Genomic DNA, 25,499 nt, shown 5'->3' with positions numbered 1-25,499 from the left:
AGTTAATTGGTTTTAAACTTCCAAACTTGTCCAACAGTTTCTCCTCCTTTATTGTCTTTGACAACTACTTTCCAAAAATATTCTTTGGCAAGTTCTAATTGAACATCAAGCGTTTTTGAGGTAGCATTTTCTTTTATTTTATCGGTCGGAGGATTACTAGTTCCAAAATATACATCATAAGTCAAAACATCTGTTGCATCTACATCTGTTGCATTCCATTTTAAAGCGACTGTAGTTGTGTTCAAAACTGTGTTTATAGCCGGTTCTACTATTTCTGGAGAGAAAGGCAAGTGGTTCACTATAGCATCACCCGAAGTATAAAATTTGTATGTAGCCGAATAATCACTCGATAATCCTTTACTGTCGGTTGCTTTAATTCGCCAATAATAGGCTGTGTTCTTTTCTAATGCAATAGTTTGAGCTGCAGTAGATGACTCAGCCGTTTTTACAATTTGTGAAAATGTATTGTCTTTAGCGATTTGAATTTGATAGACTATAGCATCTTTGTTTGCATCGGTAGCAGTATTCCATTGAAAAGCAACTGTATTATCTACACATAATTTGTTATCCGTTGGAGTAACCAATGTAGGTATTGTTGGAGCAACATTTTTAACTTCTGGAGTGGGAGTAGGTGCTGGATCATCCCCACCTCCGCTACAAGAAATAAATAAAAGACCAACGATTGATAGGTATATAAAATTCTTCATTTTTTTAATTTTTTATAATTTTTAGATAGTCTGGAGTGTCTAACTCAATTTTGGCAACATAAATTCCTGTAGCTTGATTTTCAAGAGAAAGTTGCGCTTTACCGTTTTCTACAGTATAGGTTTTAGTTGAAATCATTTGACCATCCAAAGTGTATAAGGTTATAACCACTTCTTTCTTAGCAGTTGGTAATTCAATTTCAAAACTTCCTGAAGTTGGATTTGGATAAGCAGAAATCGCTCCATCTAAGCGGGCAATATCTTTGGCATAAATTCCCTCACAGGCTTTTGCGGTTTTTACTTGCAATAAACCTCCTTTTTTGGTATCTACAGTAAAGTTAGAATCAGTGGTTTCAAATTGTTCTACACCATCTACAAAAACAGTATATGGAGCAGTTCCTTCAGTAATTTCTACAGAAACTTTATTAGCTGCAACACTCGATTTTCCAGTAATTGTTGCTCCTTTAGGAATAATTACCGTAAAGCTTTGTTCGAATGTTTCATTAGGAATAGTAATGGAAATAGTATAGGTTCCGGGAGTTAAATTTGGAACTTTTAAACTGTTATTGGTAAAAGAATAAGAGCCTGCATTTATTTTTGCTTTATATCCAAAAGTCGCAGTAGCTGTAATATTTATTTCTCCATTATTAGAGTTAAGGCAGGTTTCCCCTTTTGACTCAACGTTGAAATTGTTTACAGGCAATGACAATGCTTTGCATTCTACACTATTAAAAGAGGCAGTTGCATCTTTATTAGTTGCCCAATTGGTATTAGAATATGCCACATCATCTACCAAAATACAGTATAAGTTTGGATTATTATAAAGAGATAAAGTTGATTTATCGATTAAAGTATTTTTACCATTTTTAAGATTTAAAGCCAAAAGGTTGTTTGAATGACATTGCATTATTATTAAAGCCACATTTTTAGAAACATCCAAAAAGGTTAATTTATTGGTTTGACAAGAGAGAGTAGTCAAAACTGTATTTTTTGAAACGTCTAGAATAGTTAATTTGTTATTACTAATATATAAATTAACTAAAGCCAAATTTTTTGAAACATCTACTGAAGTTAATTGGTTGGCGTAACAATTTAAAGTAATCAAAGCCAGGTTTTTAGACACATCAAGTGCTGTTAATTGGTTGTTGTTACATTTTAAAGTAGTCAAAGACACAAAATCCTGTATTCCTGTCAAATCAGTGATCGAACTTGAAGAAACGTCAAGTGAGCTTACAGATGCTATGCTTCCAGTTAAAACTTTTCCGTTTTTACCATCAGTGTCAATGCCCAATGCAATCAATTTGTCTTCAAACATAGCATCTGGAATTGCCGTAGAGTAGGCACAGTCGAAACTATAACTCGCTGTAGCGTCTTTATAAAAAGACCAGTTTGTATTGGAATAATTGACATCATCAACTTGTATGCAGTTTAAATCTGGATTATTGGTAAAATTTTTGATACTTGGTCCATTATTAACTGTATTGTTTCCATTCTTTAAATTTAGTGAAACTAGTTTGTTGTTTGGGCAATAGATTTCGGTCAAGTTTGTATTCTTAGAAAAATCAAGTGTTCTAAATAAATTGTCATTACAATGAATCAGTTGTAGTTTAGTATTGTACACTAAATTTAACATTGATAATTTATTAAAAGCAACATTTAAACTCTCTAGATTATGATTATAAGACAGATTTAGCTTTGTTAACTCATTATTGTTACAACTTAAACTCTGTAATGATGTAAAATCTTCAATTCCTGTTAAATCTGAAATCCCAACATTTGATACATCCAAAGAGGTTAAAGTAGTAATATTTGCTGTGAGAACTTTACCGTTTTTTCCATCAGTATCAATGCCTAAGGCAATCAATTTATCTTCAAACTTGGGGTCAGGTATTAAAGTTGAGTTAGCACAATTATTACTGTAATTTGCACTAGAATCTTTGTAATTTTTCCAATTAGAATTTGAAAAAGTAATATCATCTACTTCAATACAACTTAAATAAGGATTATTTTGAAAATTTGAATAGCCTAATTTAAGATTATTTCCGTTTTTAAGATTCAAACTTTTTAATTGATTATAGTCACAAAATAATTGACTTAGTTTAGTGTGTTTTGATAAATCTAAATCTCTCAATTGATTGGCACGACATCCCAAAATATTTAACTGTAGATTTTTAGAAACATCTAATCTTGTTAATTTGTTGCTATCACAACTTAAATAATTTAATAAATTGTTATTTGAAACATCGATATTGGTTAATAGATTAACATCACATTCTAGATTTCCCAGAGAAATGTTATTGGAAACATTTAAGTCTGTTATATAATTTTCCGAACATTTTAAATATTCTAAATTTATGTTTTTGGAAACATCCAATACTTTTATTTTATTTTGCTGACAATAAAGTGTTTTTAAAGCTATGTTTTTTGAAACATCAATCGATTCGAATTTCCCTTTTCCTGACGCCCCTGTATTTTTAGGGAAATAAGAAATTGATAAATATTCTAATGCTGTGTTTTTTGTTACATCTAAACTTGACATTAAGTTTGCACTACAATCTAATTTTTGTAATAAAGTATTATTAGAAACATTAATTTCAGGTAATTTATTTGAATAACATTCTAATACAGTCAAAGATGAATTTTTGGTAACGTCTAGTGTTGTTAATTGATTGTAATAACAATACAAATAAGTCAAAGCTACATTTTTGGAAATATCTAGACTTGTTAATTTATTATTGTAACAATTTAAAGTTTTCAATGCGACAAAATCTTGAATACCTGTTAAGTCAGCAATAGAGCTATTTGATACATCCAAACTTGTTAATTTCGAAATACTTTCAGTAGTCACTTTACCATTTTTACCATCTTTGTCTATTTCTAATGCAATTAGTTTGTCTTCAAACTTAGAGTCAGGAATTAGTGTATAAATAGTACAATCGAGACTGAAATTAGCTGTTGCATCTTTGGTAGTAGCCCAATTGGAAGCGGCTGTAACATCAGCTACTTGTATGCAAACCAATGTTGGATTATTAGAGCAATTTAGGGTTGTAATTGAAGCGTTTTTAGAAAGATCTATTTTGACAAACAAATTTCCGGAACAATTAAGAGTTGTCAATGCAGTAAATCCTTCAATTCCTTTCAAATTGGCAATAGAACCATTAGATACATCCAATGTGCTGATAGATGCTATACTTGAATTTAATACAAAACCGTTTTTGCCATCTGTATCAATACCTGATGCAATTAATTTGTCTTCAAATTTAGCATCTGGAATTGCTGTAATTGTTGAACAGTCATAAGCGGAATAAAATGCAGTAGTATCTTTTTTATTAGCCCAATTGGTATTTGAATAGGAAACATCATCAACAGCAATACACCTTAAATCTGGATTGGATGAAAGAGTTATATCATTCAATAAAGTGTTTTTACCATTTTTTAGATTCAAGTTAGTCAATCTGTTTGAGTAACAATTAAAATAAGTCAAAGCTACATTTTTAGAAATATCTAATGTCGTTAGTTTATTTGTGCTACAACCTAAAGAAGTTAAATCGATGTTTTTAGAAACATCCAAAGAAGTTATTTGATTATTCCAACATTGTAAATTAACTAAAGCAAGATTTTGAGAAACATCTAGAGTCGTCAACTGATTTCTAGAAGGATACAAATTAGTCAAAGCCTTATTTTTTGTAACATCTAAACTGGTTAATTCATTATAATCACAATTTAAAGTTTTCAATGCCACAAAATCCTGAATCCCCGTTAGGTCAGCAATAGAACTATATGAAACATCTAGTGATGTTAAAGAAGCTATGCTTTCAGTAGCTACTTTTCCATTTTTACCATCTCTATCTATACCTAAAGCGATTAGTTTGTCTTCAAATTTGGCGTTAGGGATAAGTGTAAAAATGGTACAATCTAGACTAAAACTTGCTGTTGTATCTTTGGTTGTAGCCCAGTTTGCAGCTGCTGCTATATCAGCCACTTGGATACAGATTAGGTTTGGGTTATTAATACAATTTAAAGTAGCGATTACAGTGTTTTTTGAAACATCTACTTTTTTTAATAAATTTCCGGAACAATTTAAAGTTGTCAAAGCCGTGAATGCCTGTATCCCTGTTAAATCGCCAATGGAACTATTGGATACATCTAGTGAAGTTATAGCTGCAATGCTCGAATTTAATACAATACCATTTTTACCATCGGTATCTATTCCAAGTGCTATAAGTTTGTCTTCAAATTTTGCATCTGGAATTTTTGTAATGGTCGAGCAGACAAAAGGAGAATAAAAAGCAAAAGAATCTTTTTTATTTGCCCAATTGTTGTTTGAATAGGAAACATCATCAACAGTAATGCATCTTAGGTTAGGATTTAATGAAAGATCTATAGATGTTAATAAAGTGTTTTTTCCGTTTTTTAGATTTAAACTGTTTAAAAAATTTGATCTACATGATAGTGATGTTAGATTCACATTTTTGGTAAGATCCAATACAGTAATTGGGTTGTTGTCGCAAATAAATCTTGTTAAAGCTATATTTTGGGACAAATCTATAGATGTTATCTTTCCCATTTCACTGCCACTAGTGAAACTAAGATAATGAGCGATCTCTAAATATTTTAATGCTATATTTTTAGTAACATCAATAGTTGATAATAAGGTTCCTCTACAAATTAATTCGGTAAGAGCAATATTATTGGTAATGTCTAAATTGCTAATTGAATTTGATTGACAATTTAATGATTTTAGATTTACATTTTTAGAAAGATCTATAGCAGTTAATTTTGTAGTTGCACAGGATAAATATGTTAACGCTAAATTCTTAGATAAATCTAATGTTGTAATAGGATTGTTGTCGCAAATAAAACTTGTTAATCCTGTGTTTTGCGATAAATCTATAGAAGTAAACTTTCCTGTTGGACCACCGCCCATTGTGCCATAAGCATACAATGCAATATCTAAAGATTGCAATTGAATGTTTTTAGTAATATCTAGAGTTGGTATTGAATTTGCTCTACAAATAAGAACAGTTAAAGCTACATTTTTAGACACATCTAAACTGGTTAATTTATTGGAGTAACAATAAAGTTCGGTTAAAGTCACATTTTTAGACACATCTAAACTGGTTAATTTGTTATTATCACAATGTAAAATTTTCAAAGCCACAAAATCCTGAATTCCTGTCAAATCACTTATTGTGCTTGAAGAAATATTCAGGGAAGTTAGTTTATTGATGCTGTTGGTTAGTACTTTACCGTCTGCAGCTCCATAATCAATCCCCATTGCAATCAACTTGTTCTCAAAATTCACATCTGGAATAGTTGTATATTGTTCTGTTCCTTGAACGTACACTTGCACATCGTCAATCAAAACATTGAATGCTGCTGCATCAAAAGTATATAACGAAATACTCAAATCATAAGACAGGTTTTGGTCTGGTGTAAAAGTGGTTTCTTTTACGGTCCAATTGTTGTCTGTTGCAAAAGTGCTACTGGATAGTGTTGTTGCACTGCCGTTTTGACTGATGTTTAAACTTATCGGATGTTGACCGCTATAGTTACCAGTAACATACTTATACTTAAATTTTACAGTATAAGTAGTTCCTGCGGTCATTGGTACTAGAGCAGTGATTTTTGGTTTAGTGGTGCTGTTTGCGATAGACAGTTGTGCACTCTTACTTCCTTCAATGTAAGAAGAAGTGTTTTGGGTGACACTGTTTTCTATCGTCCAGTTGGATAATGTGGTGCTATTCGTCCAAGTTTCAAATCCACCATTGGGAACCAAATTGGTTTGAGCATAAGTAGATAATGATGCTAAAAATAGCAAAATAAGTAATTTTGTTTTCATAGATTTTGGCTTTAGTTATAAGGCAATGCAAGAGTACAAAATTTAATTTATTTTCTTACAATATTTTTTAAGAATATCCTACGCCTTTTATTTTTTCTAACAAAATTCCTATACAGAGGCATATTATCCTAAAAAACCGTTAATGATTGCTTAATATCTAAATTACTTCCACTATTTTTGAAATAAATTAGTAAAACTGGAAAACTTCTACATATGAAAAAAATAAATTTAACGTCATTGACATTACTTGCGGCTTTGTCTTTTTGTCTTTCGGCCAATGCGCAAACTGCCACCAACTATATTGGTAAAAAAGGAGAACTAAGTGAACCTGAATTGCAAAGATGGTCACACTTGGATTTGGCCAAAGACAGTATTCCGGGGATGAGCGTGGATAAGGCTTATGCCGAATTGCTTAAAGGTAAAAAAGGAGTCAAAGTGATTGTAGGTGTTGTGGATTCCGGAGTTGATATTGACCACGAAGATTTGAAAGCAGTGATTTGGACCAATAAAAAAGAGATTGCCGGAAACGGAATCGATGACGATAAAAACGGTTATATCGATGATATTCATGGTTGGAATTTTCTAGGGAATGATTTACATGAAACTCTAGAGATGACCCGTATTATAAAAAAGGGTGATGACGGTTCGGCAACCTACAAAAGCGCATTGGCGGCTTATGATGAAAAATACGATAAGGCGATGAAAGACAAGAAGCAGGTAGATTTCTTGATTGCTACTGATAAAGCCATTCAAAAGCATTTGAATAAAGAAAATTATACCATTGAAGATCTGAACGGAATAGTTACTACGGATGCCGATTTGAATAAAAGTAAAACGATTATGACTCGCATCTTGACCAATGCCGGGCCTACTTTCAGAGCCGAAATTGAAGATTACTCAAAATACGTTTACGGACAGCTTAACTATAATTTGAACAAAGAGTTAGATGGTAGAAAAGCGGTAGGTGACAATCCAGAAGATATTAAAGATACCAAATACGGTAACAACACTGTTTATGGCCCAGACAAAGAAGAAGCTCTTCATGGGACTCACGTTTCTGGAATTATAGCACAGGTAAGAGGCAATAATATTGGTGGTGACGGAATTGCCAATAATGTGGAAATTATGGCCGTTAGAGCAGTTCCAGATGGAGATGAATATGACAAGGATATTGCATTGGCAATTCGTTATGCTGTAGATAATGGTGCTAAAGTAATTAATGGAAGTTTTGGAAAGAGTTATTCGCCACACAAACAATGGGTTTTTGATGCTATAAAATATGCCGAAAAGAAAGATGTTTTATTTGTACATGCAGCAGGAAATGACGGAAATAATATTGACTTGGACGAAAATATAAACTTCCCAAATGACTCTGAAGACAATAAAAAAGAATTCGCTTCTAATGTGTTGACTGTTGGCGCTTTGAATAATAAATATGGTGAAAATGTAATTGCAGATTTTTCAAATTATGGCACAATCAACGTTGATGTTTATGCTCCTGGAACTGAAATTTATGCAACGGTTCCAAATAACAAATACAAATACGAACAAGGTACTTCTATGGCTTCACCAAATGCAGCCGGGGTAGCTGCTTTGATTCGTTCGTATTACCCAAAATTATCGGCCAAGCAAGTGAAGCAAATCTTGATGGATTCTGGAACACCACTTCCTGCAATGGTTGCTTTGGGTGAAAGTCCAAATCCTAATGAAAAACCTGTACCCGTTTCATCGACTCAATCATCAAAATCAGCAAAAATGGTAAATGCTTACAACGCATTATTGATGGCCGAAAAAATGTCTAAAAAATAATTTAACTACTATTAATCCAATGGAAGAGTTTTTGGCTCTTCCATTTTTTTATTTTAAATAACATGCGCAAACTCTTTCTATTTGTATTTTTTTCAGTAAGTCTAGGTAATTTATTTGCCCAAAAAGCGGGTTACTGGCAACAACAGGTTGATTACAAAATGGACGTCAATATGGATGTCAAAAATTATCAGTATAAAGGAAAACAAGAACTGGTTTACACCAATAATTCTTCAGATACATTGAAGAAAGTGTATTATCATTTATATACAAATGCTTTTCAACCTGGAAGCGAAATGGATGCCAGACTGCAATCAATCAAAGATCCTGATGGTCGTATGGTAAACAAAATAAAAGTGGACGGTATTGACGTAAAAGAAAGCCGAATCAAAAACTTGAAGCCGAATGAGATTGGGTATTTGAAAATTTCCAATTTCAAACAGGATGGTGTTACGGCTGTTGCCAAAGAAGTAGGTACTATTTTGGAAGTGACTTTGGCGAAACCAATTTTACCAAATTCAAAAACAACTTTGACACTGGATTTTGACGGTCAAGTGCCTGTGCAAATTCGTCGTACAGGGCGAAATAGTGTGGAAGGTATCGAATTGTCAATGGCACAATGGTATCCAAAAATGGCTGAGTTTGACTTTGAAGGTTGGCACGCCGATCCCTATATTGCAAGAGAATTTCATGGTGTTTGGGGGAATTTTGATGTGAACATCACAATCGACAAAGATTATACTTTGGGAGCTTCCGGTTATTTGCAAAACCCTAACGAAATAGGGCATGGTTACCAAGACGAAGGAGTCACTGTAGTTTACCCGAAAAAAGCAAAGACCTTGACTTGGCATTTTATAGCGCCAATGGTACATGATTTCACTTGGGCTGCAGATAAAAATTACCAACACGATATAGTAAAAGGGCCAAATAATGTCGATTTGCATTTCTTTTACAAAAACACGCCAGAGGTTGCCGATAATTGGAAAAAATTAGAACCTTTGATGGTGAAGGTGATGGATTATTACAATAATACAGTTGGAAATTATCCCTACAAGCAATACTCGTTTATACAAGGAGGTGATGGCGGAATGGAGTATGCCATGTGTACTTTGATGTTGGGTAACGGAAAACTAGAAGGACTTTTAGGTACCGCAACTCACGAAATGGGACATTCTTGGTTCCAACATATTTTGGCATCCAACGAATCGAAACATCCTTGGATGGACGAAGGCTTTACCACTTATATTGAAGATTCTGCTCTGAATGAATTGAAAGACAAAAAAGAAGATAACCCATTCAAGGGGAATTATGCCGCTTACTATAAATTAGTGGAATCCGGGAAGGAACAACCACTGTCAACTCATGGAGATCGTTATGATGAAAACCGTTCCTATAGTATTGCGTCTTATGTAAAAGGAAGTATATTCCTTTCCCAATTGGTTTATGTGATTGGTCAGGACAACTTGAACAAAACCTTGAAAAAATACTATCAAGATTTCAAATTCAAGCACCCAACACCAAACGATATTAAGAGAACTGCCGAGCGTGTTTCGGGAGCTAACTTAGATTGGTACTTGGTGGATTGGACTGAAACATTAAACACTGTCGATTACGGAATCAAAGACGTTAAAGAAAATGCAGATAAAACAACAGTAACCTTAGAACGCATCGGTAGAATGCCAATGCCTATTGATTTATTGGTAGAATATACAGATGGTACTCAAGAGAGTTTTTACATTCCGTTACGAATGATGAGTTTCGAAAAAGAAAACCCAACTCCTGCCATTACAAGAACCGTTCTTAACGATTGGGCTTGGGCGTATCCTACTTTTGAGTTTAACATTTCAGAACCAAAGGCGACTATCAAGAAAATCACCATCGACCCAAGCGGTTTAATGGCAGATGTCAAACAAAGTAATAATGTTTACGAAGTGAAATAAGTGAAAAAGGCGAAAAAAAATTACCCCCAAAAAGTTTATACTGTTTGGGGGTATTTTTATATAAAAGAAATTATGAATTTGTGATAATTGACAACTATTTTAATTTGTATGTTATTCCAAATCGCATCATTCTTGAATAAGCTTCATTTACCCCGCCGATATATCCCTCTAAATAATTTGACAGCCCGATAGAATATCCTAAATATAAACCAAATTTTTTATAGTCTGTCGAGATTTGAACTCTTGGGCGGAAATCATAATTTATTGTTTTTCTGTCAAGTGAAGTAGAATATTCAATCCCATCCATATCGGTTGCATTCCCAATTTCCCTTGCTTTTAAAATATAACCAATATCGAAACCACCAACTAAGTCTAAAGGGAATTTATTTATGTTAAATCGATACCCAACAGACGGGTTTAGGTTTAAAGAATTAATATTTAAAAAAGTCTGCCCGGATGCATTTTTTGCAAATGGCGAAGTTCCATCAAATCCATTTACCGATTGGATAGAAACTTTACTTCTCAGGGTTTCATAACCAAAATCAATTCCATAAATAACATTACTTTTTGTTACTCTTTTTAAGTTTAATGAAACGCCATAACAGAAGCCATTTTTTGAGCCGTATGGATCATTAGTATAACCTGTATTAGAAGATTGGTCATAAAGATTGATTTGTGAATTTTCAGCTGCTGATTGCCCAGAAAATGAAAAAAGTCCAGAATTTAATGAAACCCTTAACTCGGTTTTTTGTCCGTAAATATTTGACAAAGTAAAAACTATTAAAAGAATTATTGTTTTTATTTTCACAGTGAACTATTGTTTAAATTTCAATTTCATTTTATAAAAAAGTTAGTTTTTTAAAAACTTTAAAGCTCAACAACCACAGTTTCCTGTTCTTTAACAACAGCATCAGATTCTTTTGGTATAGATTCGGTTGCTATTTTCTTAAACGCAAATAGTTGTTTGTAACTCAATACTCTCCATAGCCATTCCACAGGGCCATAATTGAATTTGGAAAGCCACCATTTGCTCACAAACAATTGAATAATGAATACCGAAACCGCCAATATATAGTAGAACCAAAAAGGCATGGTATTGTATAATTTCAGTCCTATTCCCGAAAAGATTACGGTAGCCAATAGGTTTTGAACAACATAATTGGTCAAAGTCATTTTCCCCGAAAGTCTAAAATAGGCAAAAAGGGTTTGCAGCTTATTATGGTTATATAAAATACAAATTCCCGTAGCAATAGAAAACATGGTACTTAATACTAACCAATAACCAGGTCTAAAATAAGTTGGAAAAACTAAGTCTTTTGAAAAAACAATTTCAAAAACGGAAATGAGTAGAAGCGCAATTGCCAGACTGATGAAAAATGTCTTTTTTAAGGTTTTTTTCAATTCTGGAAGCCTAGTAAAAAAATCTGTTTTTTGAGCATAAAACCCCAATAACATACAAGTAAACATCATTATGTGGACCGTTATTGCATAAGTTAAATTTAGCATTTGACCGTAATAAGTACCCAATAGATTGTACTCAAACACATCGAACCAGTTACTTGAATGATACAATTGTAAATGTTTAGGATCCGAATATACATCAGGCACTACATATTTAAGGGTATTGACATATCCAGAAATTAGAGGAATAGTTAGTAAAAGAAACAAACTCACCCTAAGAATTGTTTTTGCAGAACATTTATAAAACAATAATAAAATAAGACCCAGAAAAGCATAATCTTTCAAAATGTCACCCAGCCAAATAGCCGAATTAACAAAAGCCAGCACAAAAAGAATCAACATTCGCCAAGCAAAAAAGCCAACAGGATTCTTGCCTTTGCTCTCTACATTTTGAATTAAAACAGCAAAACCATAACCAAATAAAACACTTAATAATGTCCAAGATTTGGCCGCAAAAACATATTGATGAATATTTCCAAGAATTGTCGTTACTATATTTTTAGCATTAGAATCTGAAGGTAAGCCAATAAATTTATAATCGACATAATTACCAATGACAACACCAAGTAAAGCCCAGCCTCTCAGAATATCAACAATTGTGGTTCTTTTATTATCTTCAATCGGTTTGTAGGTGTTGTTCATGTTTTAAAATTAAGAAGTGGTTTAGTTTTGGTTTTTAAAAGCACCCAAATGTAGGAAAAATAAAAAATCACCAAGTAAGATTTTTAAATATCTTGTTGGTGATTTTTATGTGGTATGTTAAACGTTATTCTGCTACCTCATGCAAATGCCTTATAATTTCAGAGATAAGTCCAGTCCATCCCGTCTGGTGGTTAGCTCCTAAACCTTTACCGCTATCTCCATCAAAATATTCAAAAAACAAATGGTTTTTATTGAAAAGAGGGTCTTCCTGAAACTTTTTGTATTCGCCATACATTGGGATTTTTTTATTAGCATCGGGAACAAATAGGGCTAATAATCTTTCGGCTACACCTTCGGCGGCTTCTTGTAAATTCACCAATTTACCCGATTCGGTCGGAAATTCGACCTTGAAGTCTTTGCCATAATAGCTGTGGAATTTTTCCAGTGAATCCAAAATCAAATAATTCATAGGAAACCAAATAGGACCTCTCCAATTGGAATTTCCGCCAAACATGTCTCCGGTGGCTTCGGCTGGCGTATAATCTACTTGAATGGTTCCGCCATCATGTTTGAATTTATAAGGTTGGTCTTTATGGTATTTGGATAAAGAGCGAACTCCATAATCGGACAAAAATTCCTTTTCGTCAAACATACGTTTGAGTATCATTTTCATTCTATGTCCTCTAAGCGTAGAAAGTAAACGGGTTTCACCTTTCCCTGGATTGTACCAACTGGAAACTAAACCAGCTAGGTCAGGACGGTTTTTCAAAACCCATTCGACGCGGCGCTTGAAGATGGGCAATTTTTCCAGTAATTCGGGCGTTAAAACTTCGACGGCAAATAGAGGAATTAATCCAACCATTGAACGAATTTTTAGTAGTTGGGCATCACCGTTTTCTTTATGGAGCATGTCATAATAAAACTGATCTTCTTCATCCCAAAGGTTCAATTTATTATCCCCCAAAGATTGCATGGCTCCCGAAATTTGGAGAAAATGCTCAAAGAATTTGGATGCCATATCTTGATAAACAGGATTTTTTAGCGATATTTCACAGGCTATTCGCAGCATGTTCAGGCAGTACATTGCCATCCAACCCGTACCATCGGCTTGTTCGAGATGACCTCCTGTGGGTAAATCGGCGGAGCGGTCAAATACTCCAATATTATCCATTCCGAGGAATCCACCCCCAAAGATGTTATTTCCGTTTTTATCCTTCAAGTTTACCCACCACGTAAAATTGAGCAGAAGTTTGTGAAAAATACGCTCCAAGAAAACAGTATCACCAACACCATTATTGGCTTCTTTGTCAATTTCATATACTTTCCAGGTTGCCCAGGCATGAACGGGCGGATTGACATCCGAGAACGACCATTCATAAGCCGGGATTTGTCCATTGGGATGCATGTAATATTCCCTAAGAATAACCGATAATTGCCTTTTGGCAAAATCAGGATCCAATCTGGCCAAGGGCAAGGTATGAAAAGCCAGATCCCACGCGGCAAACCAAGGGTATTCCCATTTGTCCGGCATCGAGAGAATATTGGACGTATACATGTGTTTCCAGGCACTGTTGCGCCCCTCTTTTCGATTGGCATCGGGTCGGGGAGTTGATGGATCGCCTTTTAACCATTCAAAAACATTATAGTAATACCATTGTTTGGTCCAAAGCATACCTGCGTATGCTTGTCGCTGAATGGATTTTAATTTTTCGTCTTTTACCCCTTTTTGAAGTGGTGCATAAAATTCGTCGGCTTCCTCAATTCTTTGTTTAAAAATAGCATCAAAATCTTCAAAGGGTTTATCCGGATTGGTATTTGTAAATCGAAGGCGGTATTCTTTTTTGCCAAGTGGCGGAATGTAATCATCATAATGTACCGATGCTTTGGTACCAATGGCTTCTGGGTTTATGCTAGTTCGTTTTTGATTGATAATATAATCGTTTATTCCATCTTTGGCATAAGTAGATTGAGCGGGCGATTTATATAATTTTTCAAAATTGGTTTTGTTGTCACAAAACAAAAGATCTTTGGCATTTTCGGCGTACAAATTGAAGTGTCCCACCAATCGATGATTGACTTCTATGTGTGATTTGTCGACTCCAATTAAAGTAGGTTTGTGTTTGTAATTTTCATATCCCCAACTCCACGTATTCCTGAACCAGATAGTAGGTAATACCGTAATGGGAGCCATTATTTTGGAACGATTTTCTACCGTTACCTTGATTAATATGTCTTGTTCATCGGCTTTGGCATATTCAATAGTGATATCAAAATATTCATCTTTGTCAAAAACCCCCGTGTCCAGCAATTCATATTCGGGTTCCAGACGGCTACGCTTTTTACTTTCCTCAATTAATTTTTCATAGGGAAAAACGGCATGAGGATACTTATAAAGCATCTTTTGGTAAGAATGTGTAGGAGTAGAATCTTGATAAAAGTAAATTTCTTTGACATCCTCGCCATGATTTGATTCGGCTGGAGTTAACCCAAAAAAGCGCTCTTTTAAGATACGGTCTTTATGGTTCCAAAATGCAAAAGCAAAGCAGATATGTTGTTTGTTGTCGGAAATACCCCCAATCCCTTCTTCACCCCAGCGATACGCTTTGGAACGAGCCATGTCATGAGTAGTGCTGCCCCAGGCATAACCACTTTGGGAATAATCTTCTCTCACGGTACCCCATTGTCTTTCGGTTAAATAGGGACCCCATTTTTTCCAGCCTTTATTATCGGTTCTTAGTTGTAAACGTGCTTTTTCGGCGTTTTTTTCTGGATCTCTTTCTGGCATACCCTGTCTAATTTATTTCTAGTCGCAATTTAGACAAAACACGTATAAAAATCGGTATATAATTGGCAAAAATCATCGGAGATAATTAATGAAAAGTTATTTATGAATTGTTTTATTATTTTATTTACAGAATCGGCCTAAAACGGGAATTTGTTTAGCTTTTGTTTTTTGTGAAGAGGTGAATAAATTCTGTTAAAGGGGTTTGATTATTGATTTTTGGAGGAACAACTTTTCATTAAGCTCATTGCCCAAATTTGTTGTAGTAGGTGTTGGGCGGCTTTACTACTTTATTGACTTTTTTTTAATATCTCTTATTAGTTTATTATATGCGCCAATTATTAAACTTCTTGAAGGCTTAGAAAAATGAACATCAGAGTTATCTTTTGGTTTTCCTACAGAAGCTACTACTTTTTGAGTGTAAATAATTTGAGAATTTTTTAAATCGTAGATTTCGATTGTTACTTCATTACTGTTCATGCCTTCTCTGCTCATTCTATGTGGAGTCAAATCAATTGAACCAAAATCATTTCTTGTTTGGGTAGCTTTAATGTTTATGAAAAAGTCATAGTTAGTTCCTTTTTTAATATCTGCAATGATTTGCTTACTTGGATTCAAAGGAATTTTTTTCTGTGTCAAAAGTAAACCAGAAACATCGGTCACATAATTTAATCTTTCGCCGAGAAGAATCTTGAAGTCACGTATTGAAGTTTCTTTAAGATATTTTGTGCAATCTGCCGGCGCATCTATCTCATTAAGTAGCCATTTTCCGTTGGTGAAATCGACACCTGTTGTTTGTCCGGGATTGTAGAAAACATAAGAAGGTAAGTTGCAAGAACTAAGTATTACCATGCAAAAGGCAAGAAATAGAATTTTCTTCATGAATCAATGTTTAAGATTTGTTGTGATAATGTCGCCCAAGGTTCTGGTACTACTGCGGATTTGCCACCCGAGCGATAGCGAACAGGCGAAGCAAATCTTCCAAATACAAACCAATTTTTCGATTAAGCCTAATACCCAAATTGCTTGTAGCGTGTGTTGGGGATCGTTTTTATTTTCCAAATAGTGAATTCCAAAGACCTCTAGGCTTATCTTCAATTTTAATTTTGGAATTATTTATCTCAGAATTATCATTTGTTAAGTTTCTGATTCCACTATACAATGGTTCTCCTTGTTTTGGAATAGGTGTAATAGTTTCAAGAGGATAGAAGTTATTATAACCATCCATTCCTACTGGAAAATCTGTTCTTTCAGTCCATCTTTTTTCCAATAACTCTGGAATAGGATTCATTTCAATTTTATCATCAAAACTTTTTTTAGCCTTATCAATAAATTGTTGATCAAAATTGGAAGAAACTTTAGAAAAATAATCTAGACCGTTGGCAGGTATATGCAAAAGAAAAATTTGTGTTTTATCCTTTAATTGGTATATATTCAAAACTTTAAAATAGCTATTTGCATTAATGCAACAATGCCCATATTTTTCAACATCTGGATTGATTTCGTGTAATTTTGCAGCTTTAGATGATGCAATAATAAATCGTGTGTTTTTAACAATTCCTGCGCCTTTCCAACTTACATCAAGGAAGTATCCATTTCTTAAAATTTGGCCTTCTTTAAATTGGTTAAGTACATTACTTTTTAAGTCACAATCTTTATAGTACAAAGTTGCACCTGGATAAGTCCAATTGAAAATTTCTTCTGAATTTTCCAAAAACTTTTTATCGTTTTCTATCATTTGTTAAATTATTAATGAATTTTCTTTGGTATTCTATAATTATCGCCAACGTTCTGGCACTACAGCGGGTTTGGGATTAAATTAAGACCTATTTTCGGATTTGCCACCCGAGCGATAGCGAACAGGCGAAGCAAATCTTCCAAGTACAAAACCATCTTTCCATTAAGCCCAATGCCCAAATCCGTTGTAGTGGCTGTTGGCGGCAGTATTTTTTTAATAAATTCCAATGGTATAAATTTTACCACCGTTTGTTACAAAGTCTACTAGAGATTGCATTTTAGTTTGCTCTAACTTTTCTCCACATTTTGTACATTTTTTATATAGTTTATTATTTTGATCGATCTCATTTTTTAGGAAAATCAAGTTTTCTCTATTTATCAAAAGTTTCAGTCTATCGCTGATTACATTTTGATTTATTGTTCGGTAATTTTGATATTCATTTTTTGTCAAATGAGTAATAAATAATTCTTCCTTATCAACATCAAAAACACCAATTATCCCAATAAAATTCATAGCCCAACTATCTCCAATAATTTCAAATGTTAGAGTTTTAAAATTACAACTTGTACATTTCAAATCACTAACTGTTGCTCTTGATATATTTTCGTTATTAAAATAAAACTCCATTTAATTCATATTTGTATTCTTGATTCTTCTGTAATATTGCCACCAACGTTCCCGCGCTACAAGCAGTTTGGGATTAAATCAGCGTTATCTTTCGGATTTGCCAAATCTTCCAAATACAAACAAATCTTTCCATTAATCCAAATGCCCCAAATTGCTTGTAGCGTGTGTTATGGGGCGATTGTTTTGTCGAAATTACAATTAAACCGCAAAATTTTCACGTTTCAGTTGGCGAAATCCAATTTTTAAGTTTAGGTTTTCGGTTTGCAATTTTCGGCGTATTATTTTCAATTATTCACTTTTTAATTTATGCGCAAAACTTTTCAAGTTTCTGTTTTTCACGTTAGAGTAGGAGAGTTCAAATTTTTACGTTTCTATTTTCCAAGTTTCTGCTTACAGATTCCGACTTTCAAGCTTTTGCTTTTCAAATTCTAATTTTCCGACTTCGGTTGGCGATTCCAACTTTCACGCTTCCGCTTTGTAAATTTCCTGCGAGTTACAAACTTCATTTCCAAATCGGAATTACCTGCGTAATTTCGGCACAATTGCCCCATAACTTATTCATATGTGTAACAAAATCACACAAAGCCATCCAAATTTGGTCGGTTTTGAGTGATAATCGTCACGTTTTCCTTTTTTTCAAATGTAGAAAATAATAATTAGAATCCTACACAGTATAATTTGCAACAAAAATATCTTTTGAACACCGAAGACGCGTGAGGGATAAAAGCTAGCTACCGAAGTAGCGCGGATAGCCCGGCAGCATAAAGAAAAGGGACCGAATCACCGTATAGTGATTTGGTCCCTTTTCTTTATGGTGGCACGCCCAAGAAATATTAATTGGTGTGTTATTGTAAATCGGTGTTGTATTGAGGCGCTAGATTTTTCAGCATATCGACGGTCATCATTTCCAGGTCAAATTCGTGGTTCCAACCCCAGTCTTCTCTTGCGCGGGAGTCGTCGATACTGGCAGGCCAACTGTCGGCAATCTTTTGACGAAAGTCTGGTGCGTATGTTATTTCCAGTTCCGGAATGTGCTTTTTGATTTCGGCAGCAATTTCGGTTGGAGTGAAACTCATGGCGGCCAAATTATAAGAAGAGCGTATCTTAATTTGTTCAACAGGTGCTTTCATGATATTGATGGTGGCGGCAATAGCGTCGTCCATATACATCATTGGCATTTTGGTTTCGGAGTTCAAAAAGCACTCGTATTTTCTATCGCTTAATGCTTTGTGGTAAATATCTACGGCATAATCAGTGGTTCCTCCGCCGGGTAATGTTGTCCAGCTGATTAATCCTGGGTAACGGACGCTTCTTACATCGACCCCAAAAATGTTGTGGTAGTATTCACACCATCTTTCACCGGCCTGTTTACTGATTCCATAGACGGTTGAAGGTTCCATAATGGTGTATTGTGGCGTGTTTTCCTTTGGGGTTGTAGGGCCAAAAACGGCGATACTCGAAGGCCAGAATATTTTTTTTATTTTTCCGGCTTTCGCCAAATTCAAAACGTGAAACAATGAATTCATATTTAAATCCCAAGCAAAGGCAGGGTTTTTTTCGGCAGTTGCAGAGAGTAAGGCAGCCATCAAATACACGTCGGTAATTTGGTGAAGTTCTACCAAATGTTCGATTTGGTTAAAATCCAAGGCATTTATTACCTCAAAAGGACCAGAATTCACGACATCGTTATTCAGCTTTCGAATGTCAGAAGCAATAACATTCTCGGTTCCATAAATGGCTCTGAGTTCGTGGGTCAATTCGGTACCGATTTGCCCGCAAGCACCAATAATTAAGATCTTTGGATTCATTGTGTGTTGTTTTGAAATGCAAATATAACGATTTCGTAAATTATCAGGAATAAAGATAATCATTTTTGTAGATATTGTAAAAAAATAGCTAAAATCAACAAAAGGTCGTAATTGTTGGTGTTAATATTCTGTCATTAAAATTGCCGTTTCCATTGAAATTGTTATTGAATTTACCATTGTCATTGCCATTGATATTGTCATTGAAATTGCCATTGTAAATTTACTTTGTAACTTTGTGACTCAAATAATTTAGAAATGAACAATAAATTAACGCTACTTTTTTTGGTGCTTTTGATGCAGTTTTCGTGTAAAGACGACAATGATGTAAGACTTGCCGATAATTTAAGGGATGCAAAAAAGAAAGAATTAATTTTTAAAACAATAGATAAAGGGTGGAATTTTATTGATACCCCTATCAACACAACTTCAGAAGCTACTATGAAGACTTGGCCAGAGTGGAGAGCTTTTATGGAAGAGTTGTCCGTTAAGCCAAAGAAAACAATTACGGCTTTTCAAAAGAAAGCCAAGGCGCTATCGACCAAAGTGATGGCTTTGAACACCAATATTCCCACTCAATTTGACAACCCACAGATAAGAAGCCGAATTGCAACTTTGATTACCCAAGTTCGAATGTTGGATTTATATATTAATCTTGATAAAGTTTCGGATAAAAAAGTAACCGAACGTCTTGCAGAAATTAATTTGGAGCTGGTTTCATTGCAAAGACAAATGGATAAAATTGTTGAGAAAAGCAAAATTCCATTGGAAGTTGGAGAATCCGAATTATTGATGATGCTTGACACTACAAGAGCGATACAAGCAGGAAATCCAGCAATGCCAGGAAGTACGGCAACGCCCGGAAACCCGACATTACGCGGAAATCCGAAAATGCCAGGGAATCAGACAATACCTGGGAATCCGGGAGGTGCGACCAGTCCAAAAAATTCAAATGAACCACGCGTTGAGTAAAGCAACTATATATTCGGTTTATGATTCTTCTCCAAAAACGGCTCAGATTGTGGCGCGTTTGTTGGAAAACAATCAGGTAAAAATGCAATTGGACGGTTTGTTGGGATCTGCGGCTTCCTTTGTGATTCAGTCTGTTTTCAAGAAATCGGAACTTCCTTTTTTGGTGGTTTTGAACAACAAGGAAGAAGCGGCGTATTATTTGAACGATTTGGAACAAATGATAGGCGAGCAGGATGTGTTGTTTTATCCTGGTTCTTTCCGTCGTCCATACCAAATTGAAGAAACCGACAATGCGAATGTTTTGCTTCGCGCTGAGGTACTCAACCGAATCAATTCCCGCAAAAAACCAGCAATCATCATTACCTATCCCGAGGCGCTTTTTGAAAAAGTGGTGACCCGAAAAAACTTGGATCAAAACACTTTAAAAGTAAGTTTAGGCGATAAAATTTCGATTGATTTCTTGAACGAAGTGCTGTTTGAATACGAATTTAAAAGGGTAGATTTTATCACGGAACCCGGCGAATTCTCTGTTCGTGGTGGAATTGTCGATGTGTTTTCATTTTCGAATGATAATCCGTACCGAATAGAATTTTTTGGGAATGAAGTCGAAAGTATCCGCAGTTTTGATGTTGGCACACAATTGTCATTAGAGAAACAGAAAAAAATTACCATTATTCCGAATGTCGAGAATAAAGTTTTTCAGGAAAACAGAGAGAGTTTTCTAGATTATATAGCTGAAAGAACGGTTTTGTTTTTTCAAAACACCGAGAATCTTTTATACGAATTGGATAAGCAATTTGGCAGAGCCGAAGAAGCTTTTGAGAAATTATCCAAAGATATCAAGCACGCCACGCCAGAACAATTATTTCTGAACCAAAAGGAATTTGTAAAAAGAGCGTTGGATTTTTCGGTTGTCGAATTCAATTCTAAGCCTGTTTTTAAAACGACCAAAAAGTTTGAATTTCACATTCAGCCGCAACCGTCGTTCAATAAACAGTTTGATTTGTTGCTGAATAATTTGAGCGATAACCATTTTAATGGGTATCAAAATTATTTGCTTTGTTCGAATGAGGCGCAGACAAAGCGTTTTCACGATATATTCGAATCTTTGGATGAAGCTAATTCCGAAAATATTCGCAAGCAATACAAGACGATTGTTTTGCCATTGTACCAAGGTTTCATCGATCAGGAAAATCAAATTACTTGTTATACTGATCATCAGATTTTTGAGCGCTACCATAAATTTAGCATCAAAAACGGCTATTCGAAAAAACAGAATTTAACCTTAAAAGAACTTACGACTTTGTCTGTTGGGGATTATGTAACGCATATCGACCATGGAATCGGGAAGTTTGGCGGACTGCAAAAAATACAGGTAGAAGGCAAAACACAGGAAGCAATCAAGCTCGTGTATGCCGATAATGACATCGTGTATGTGAGTATTCACTCGCTGCACAAGATTTCAAAATACAACGGAAAAGACGGAACACCACCCAAAATTTATAAATTAGGGTCTAGTGCTTGGAAGACTTTAAAACAAAAAACCAAAGCAAGAGTCAAACATATTGCATTCAATTTGATTCAGCTGTATGCCAAACGCCGATTGGAAAAAGGATTCCAGTTTGCTCCCGACAGTTACCTGCAAAACGAGTTGGAAAGTTCGTTTATCTACGAAGACACGCCGGACCAAATCAAATCGACCCAAGAAGTCAAAGCCGATATGGAGAGCGAGCGCCCTATGGATCGTTTGGTTTGTGGTGATGTAGGATTTGGTAAAACCGAGGTGGCGATTCGTGCGGCTTTCAAGGCTGTGGACAATTCAAAACAAGTGGCAATTCTAGTTCCAACGACTATCTTGGCGTATCAGCATTACCGTACTTTTAGCGAAAGGCTAAAAGATATGCCGGTTTCTATTGGTTATTTGAACCGCTTTAGAACTGCCAAACAAAAGGCTGAAACCTTAAAACAACTAGCCGAAGGCAAACTAGATATCGTCATAGGAACACACCAATTGGTTAACAAAAATGTGGTTTTCAAAGACCTTGGATTATTGATTGTCGATGAGGAACAGAAATTTGGCGTTAACGTAAAAGACAAACTTAAAACCATAGCGGCCAATGTTGATACCTTGACATTGACGGCAACCCCAATCCCGAGAACTTTGCAGTTTTCGTTGATGGCAGCTCGCGATTTATCGGTAATTACAACACCTCCGCCAAACAGATATCCTATAGAAACGAATGTGGTTGGGTTTAATGAAGAGCTGATTCGCGATGCGATTTCGTATGAAATTCAGCGCAACGGACAGGTTTTCTTTATCAATAATAGAATCGAAAACATCAAGGAATTTGCAGGAATGATTCAGCGATTGGTTCCAAATGCCCGAGTGGGAATTGGACACGGACAAATGGAAGGCGCTAAACTCGAAGAATTGATGCTCGCCTTTATGAACGGTGAATTCGATGTTTTGGTGGCGACAACAATTATCGAAAGCGGATTGGACGTCCCGAATGCGAATACTATTTTCATCAATAATGCCAATAATTTCGGTTTGTCTGATTTGCATCAAATGAGAGGTCGAGTAGGGCGTAGCAACAAGAAAGCATTTTGCTATTTCATCTGTCCGCCGTATTCACACATGACCGAAGATGCAAGGAAACGAATTCAGGCTTTGGAGCAATTCAGCGAATTGGGAAGCGGTTTGAATATTGCGATGAAAGATCTTGAGATTCGTGGTGCAGGAGATTTATTGGGAGGAGAACAAAGTGGTTTCATCAATGATATTGGTTTTGATACCTACCAAAAAATCATGAACGAGGCCATCGAGGAATTAAAGGAAAACGAATTCAAAGATTTATACCCTGAAGAGAATAATATCGAAACCAAGGAGTATGTAAAAGATCTGCAAATCGACACTGATTTTGAGTTGTTGTTTTCAGATGAATATATCAATAATGTCACGGAGCGTTTGAGCTTGTACAACGAATTGGCAGACGTGAAAAACGAGGAAGAACTGGTTGTTTTCCAAAACAAACTAATCGACCGTTTTGGTCCAATGCCTCCAAGAGCCTTAGCCTTAATGAACAGTATCCGCATCAAATGGATTGCCACTCGAGTAGGAATCGAAAAACTGGTAATGAAAAAAGGCAAGATGATTGGCTATTTTGTCTCCGATCAACAATCCGATTTTTATCATTCCAAACGTTTCCATAAAGTGATTCAGTTTGTGCAAACCCACAGCAATATTTGTGTTATGAAAGAAAAGCAAACCCCAAACGGTTTACGACTGTTATTGACTTTTGATAATGTGAAATCTACCAGAAGAGCTTTGGAATTGATGGAGTTGTTGGGCGGGGAGTAGAATAAAAATTTTGTTTAATGTTTGAAAACGAAACGATTAGTTAAACTCCAGCATTTGTTTTTAAAAGCCAATAAAAAAGATTGGTATGACGATTTACTTTTTAGATTAAATAAAATAACCGCTGATATTTCAACGGTTATTTTTATAATGTAAAGGGTTTTTAAGCTTCTGGTTGTTCGTATTGCCAACCTTCCTCAAGGAATTCCTGAACGATTACGCTGTATTCAGCGCCGACTTTTTCAGAAAGAATATCGGTATTAAAAACTATTTTTTCAGTAATATAATTTTTAAGCAAAAAACCGGCAACTAAAACAATTAAAGCAGGTATAATTGCGCTTGTTAAAGTATCCAAACTGAAAGAGAACAACATTGGCAAAACAAGTATTATACCAGCTGCGATAAAAATATATTTTTTGGCCTTTGTTCCCGATTCATCATGTATGGATTTGCAACTTTCACATCTGGGAACACCAATAGATACTTTGTTAAAATTTACTTTTCGTACCACAAGATAATTAGCTCTTTTTTGTTCAAGATAAAGGGTTTGGAAAAAACAGCTGTCCATCAATGACATTTCTTTTTTTCGGCAGAAGCTGCATTTCTTTTCAATAGGTTCAATCCTTTTTAATGTTTGATTAACAACGTATTTTTCTTCCATAATTTATTTGGTTGTAGGTTAATAATTTAAGCTAAAATATGAAAAATGTTTGACTTTATTAATTTTAAAATGGGGAAAGCAGTTAGTTGTAAATAATCGTATATTTGATTTTTACAAATTCATTTTCCATGAAATCAAAATCAATAGAGGATTTCTACCAGGAAATTTCCGGTGACTCCAGTATAGAAACAAGCTCATTATTACCCAAGGATATTCAAAAAGAAATTGGACATTTCAATGTTTTCAATATCAAAGAACTTTATGAAAGGCTAAAGGAAAAGTCTTTTATGCCTTATGACCGAAGAGCCTATTATAAAATAAGCTTGATTCGAGGCAAAAACAGAGTGGAGTATGCCGACCGCATAGTCGAAATAGAAGAAAATGCACTTTTATTTGCTACACCCAAAATTCCTTATAATTATGTTCCGCAGGAGACCCAACAATCCGGACATTTCTGTGTTTTTACCACAGAGTTTTTAACTAAGGACAAAAGCGGGATAGATTTGGATAAACTACCTATTTTTAAAACGGATGGTTATCCCATTTTTCAGTTAACGGAAGATGATACTGTTGCTGTTGATTTGATTTTCAAAAAAATACATCAAGAAATCAATTCGGATTATGTGTATAAATATGATTTGATTCGGAACTATGTGGCGGAGCTGATTCATTTTGGACAAAAACTGCAACCCGTGACAGCCTTGTATTCCAAGCATAATTCGGCGGCTAGGGTTTCTTCCTTATTTGCAGAATTACTCGAAAGACAATTCCCTATTGAATCGCCTCGTCAACGCTTGGAATTAAAATCGGCTAAAGATTTTGCAGCTCGTTTGGGCATTCACGTCAATCATCTCAATAAAGTTCTAAAGGAAAATACAGGAAAAACAACCACCGAATTAATAAGCGACCGGTTGATTCATGAGGCCAAAATTTTATTGAAAGAAACGGATTGGAACATTTCGGAAATAGCCTATTCACTAGGTTTTGAAGAGCTGGCACATTTTTCTAATTTTTTCAAAAAGCAAACAGCATTTACTCCTATAGCTTTTAGAGTTTAAACAAATAAGAGATGTAAGGCCAACCCTTTTTTTTACCAGATAAGGAATATAAGTTCATTTAAGTTGGATAACTGTTTAATAAGGAATTCCTAAAAATAAAATC

General features: G+C 34.9%; 15 protein-coding genes. 5 read left to right on the top strand and 10 right to left on the bottom strand.

What is annotated here, in order from left to right; translation table 11 throughout:
- Window positions 1-2 precede the first annotated feature (2 nt).
- Window positions 3-707 (bottom strand): glycoside hydrolase family 78 protein, encoded by a 705-nt coding sequence (locus HQN62_RS01815; protein ID WP_173503096.1) that lies wholly within the window; start codon window positions 705-707, stop codon window positions 3-5.
- A gap of 4 nt (window positions 708-711) precedes the next feature.
- Window positions 712-6,546: a T9SS type A sorting domain-containing protein gene (locus HQN62_RS01810; RefSeq protein WP_173503095.1), complete on the bottom strand. Its 5,835-nt coding sequence runs from the start codon at window positions 6,544-6,546 to the stop codon at window positions 712-714.
- 213 nt (window positions 6,547-6,759) lie between these two features.
- Between HQN62_RS01810 and HQN62_RS01805 the strand changes: the two genes are divergently transcribed.
- Both HQN62_RS01805 and HQN62_RS01800 read left to right on the top strand, forming a co-directional pair.
- The gene (locus HQN62_RS01805) at window positions 6,760-8,355 is read left to right on the top strand and encodes a S8 family peptidase (RefSeq protein WP_173503094.1); all 1,596 of its coding nucleotides are present in this window, start codon (window positions 6,760-6,762) and stop codon (window positions 8,353-8,355) included.
- Between the two features lie 62 nt (window positions 8,356-8,417).
- Window positions 8,418-10,292: a M1 family metallopeptidase gene (locus HQN62_RS01800; RefSeq protein ID WP_173503093.1), complete on the top strand. Its 1,875-nt coding sequence runs from the start codon at window positions 8,418-8,420 to the stop codon at window positions 10,290-10,292.
- Between the two features lie 94 nt (window positions 10,293-10,386).
- Here the strand turns inward: HQN62_RS01800 and HQN62_RS01795 are convergent, their stop codons facing one another.
- From HQN62_RS01795 to HQN62_RS01765, 7 genes are all read right to left on the bottom strand, one after another.
- Window positions 10,387-11,061, bottom strand: a complete 675-nt coding sequence (locus tag HQN62_RS01795; protein ID WP_173503092.1) for an outer membrane beta-barrel protein — start codon at window positions 11,059-11,061, stop codon at window positions 10,387-10,389.
- A 98-nt stretch (window positions 11,062-11,159) separates the two neighbouring features.
- Window positions 11,160-12,395, bottom strand: a complete 1,236-nt coding sequence (locus HQN62_RS01790) for a DUF418 domain-containing protein (RefSeq protein ID WP_173503091.1) — start codon at window positions 12,393-12,395, stop codon at window positions 11,160-11,162.
- Between the two features lie 124 nt (window positions 12,396-12,519).
- Window positions 12,520-15,180 (bottom strand): MGH1-like glycoside hydrolase domain-containing protein, encoded by a 2,661-nt coding sequence (locus HQN62_RS01785; RefSeq protein WP_173503090.1) that lies wholly within the window; start codon window positions 15,178-15,180, stop codon window positions 12,520-12,522.
- A gap of 282 nt (window positions 15,181-15,462) precedes the next feature.
- Entirely contained in the window at window positions 15,463-16,059 is a 597-nt protein-coding gene (locus tag HQN62_RS01780) for a hypothetical protein (protein ID WP_173503089.1), read from the bottom strand.
- A 169-nt stretch (window positions 16,060-16,228) separates the two neighbouring features.
- Window positions 16,229-16,915, bottom strand: a complete 687-nt coding sequence (locus tag HQN62_RS01775; protein WP_116796681.1) for a hypothetical protein — start codon at window positions 16,913-16,915, stop codon at window positions 16,229-16,231.
- A 213-nt stretch (window positions 16,916-17,128) separates the two neighbouring features.
- The gene (locus HQN62_RS01770) at window positions 17,129-17,542 is read right to left on the bottom strand and encodes a hypothetical protein (protein WP_173503088.1); all 414 of its coding nucleotides are present in this window, start codon (window positions 17,540-17,542) and stop codon (window positions 17,129-17,131) included.
- Window positions 17,543-18,387: 845 nt separating this feature from the next.
- Window positions 18,388-19,350, bottom strand: a complete 963-nt coding sequence (locus HQN62_RS01765; protein ID WP_173503087.1) for an L-threonine 3-dehydrogenase — start codon at window positions 19,348-19,350, stop codon at window positions 18,388-18,390.
- A 255-nt stretch (window positions 19,351-19,605) separates the two neighbouring features.
- On the opposite strand from HQN62_RS01765, the gene HQN62_RS01760 reads away from it, so the two are divergent.
- Window positions 19,606-20,319, top strand: a complete 714-nt coding sequence (locus tag HQN62_RS01760; RefSeq protein WP_173503086.1) for a hypothetical protein — start codon at window positions 19,606-19,608, stop codon at window positions 20,317-20,319.
- The gene (mfd, locus tag HQN62_RS01755; protein WP_254454464.1) at window positions 20,300-23,680 is read left to right on the top strand and encodes a transcription-repair coupling factor; all 3,381 of its coding nucleotides are present in this window, start codon (window positions 20,300-20,302) and stop codon (window positions 23,678-23,680) included. The genes HQN62_RS01760 and mfd overlap by 20 nt, the downstream gene beginning before the upstream one ends.
- 160 nt (window positions 23,681-23,840) lie before the next feature.
- Here mfd and HQN62_RS01750 read toward each other — a convergent pair whose 3' ends face one another.
- Window positions 23,841-24,338, bottom strand: a complete 498-nt coding sequence (locus tag HQN62_RS01750; RefSeq protein WP_116796685.1) for a hypothetical protein — start codon at window positions 24,336-24,338, stop codon at window positions 23,841-23,843.
- Between the two features lie 128 nt (window positions 24,339-24,466).
- Here HQN62_RS01750 and HQN62_RS01745 point away from each other — a divergent pair, with 128 nt between their 5' ends.
- Complete coding sequence (locus tag HQN62_RS01745) at window positions 24,467-25,396, top strand: helix-turn-helix domain-containing protein (protein ID WP_173503085.1); 930 nt, start codon at window positions 24,467-24,469, stop codon at window positions 25,394-25,396.
- The last annotated feature ends 103 nt before the right edge of the window (window positions 25,397-25,499 follow it).

This window comes from Flavobacterium sp. M31R6 (assembly GCF_013284035.1).
In the GTDB taxonomy this organism is placed as follows: domain Bacteria; phylum Bacteroidota; class Bacteroidia; order Flavobacteriales; family Flavobacteriaceae; genus Flavobacterium.
This window is presented reverse-complemented; position numbering and strand designations above follow the sequence as displayed.

Bases quoted from the DNA above. Each gene is read 5' to 3' on its own strand.
- HQN62_RS01790 (WP_173503091.1), bottom strand. From the start codon at position 12,395: ATGAACAACACCTACAAACCGATTGAAGATAATAAAAGAACCACAATT.
- HQN62_RS01780 (WP_173503089.1), bottom strand. From the start codon at position 16,059: ATGAAGAAAATTCTATTTCTTGCCTTTTGCATGGTAATACTTAGTTCT.
- HQN62_RS01810 (WP_173503095.1), bottom strand. From the start codon at position 6,546: ATGAAAACAAAATTACTTATTTTGCTATTTTTAGCATCATTATCTACT.
- HQN62_RS01770 (WP_173503088.1), bottom strand. From the start codon at position 17,542: ATGGAGTTTTATTTTAATAACGAAAATATATCAAGAGCAACAGTTAGT.
- HQN62_RS01745 (WP_173503085.1), top strand. From the start codon at position 24,467: ATGAAATCAAAATCAATAGAGGATTTCTACCAGGAAATTTCCGGTGAC.
- HQN62_RS01750 (WP_116796685.1), bottom strand. From the start codon at position 24,338: ATGGAAGAAAAATACGTTGTTAATCAAACATTAAAAAGGATTGAACCT.
- HQN62_RS01785 (WP_173503090.1), bottom strand. From the start codon at position 15,180: ATGCCAGAAAGAGATCCAGAAAAAAACGCCGAAAAAGCACGTTTACAA.
- mfd (WP_254454464.1), top strand. From the start codon at position 20,300: ATGAACCACGCGTTGAGTAAAGCAACTATATATTCGGTTTATGATTCT.
- HQN62_RS01760 (WP_173503086.1), top strand. From the start codon at position 19,606: ATGAACAATAAATTAACGCTACTTTTTTTGGTGCTTTTGATGCAGTTT.
- HQN62_RS01815 (WP_173503096.1), bottom strand. From the start codon at position 707: ATGAAGAATTTTATATACCTATCAATCGTTGGTCTTTTATTTATTTCT.
- HQN62_RS01805 (WP_173503094.1), top strand. From the start codon at position 6,760: ATGAAAAAAATAAATTTAACGTCATTGACATTACTTGCGGCTTTGTCT.
- HQN62_RS01765 (WP_173503087.1), bottom strand. From the start codon at position 19,350: ATGAATCCAAAGATCTTAATTATTGGTGCTTGCGGGCAAATCGGTACC.
- HQN62_RS01775 (WP_116796681.1), bottom strand. From the start codon at position 16,915: ATGATAGAAAACGATAAAAAGTTTTTGGAAAATTCAGAAGAAATTTTC.
- HQN62_RS01800 (WP_173503093.1), top strand. From the start codon at position 8,418: ATGCGCAAACTCTTTCTATTTGTATTTTTTTCAGTAAGTCTAGGTAAT.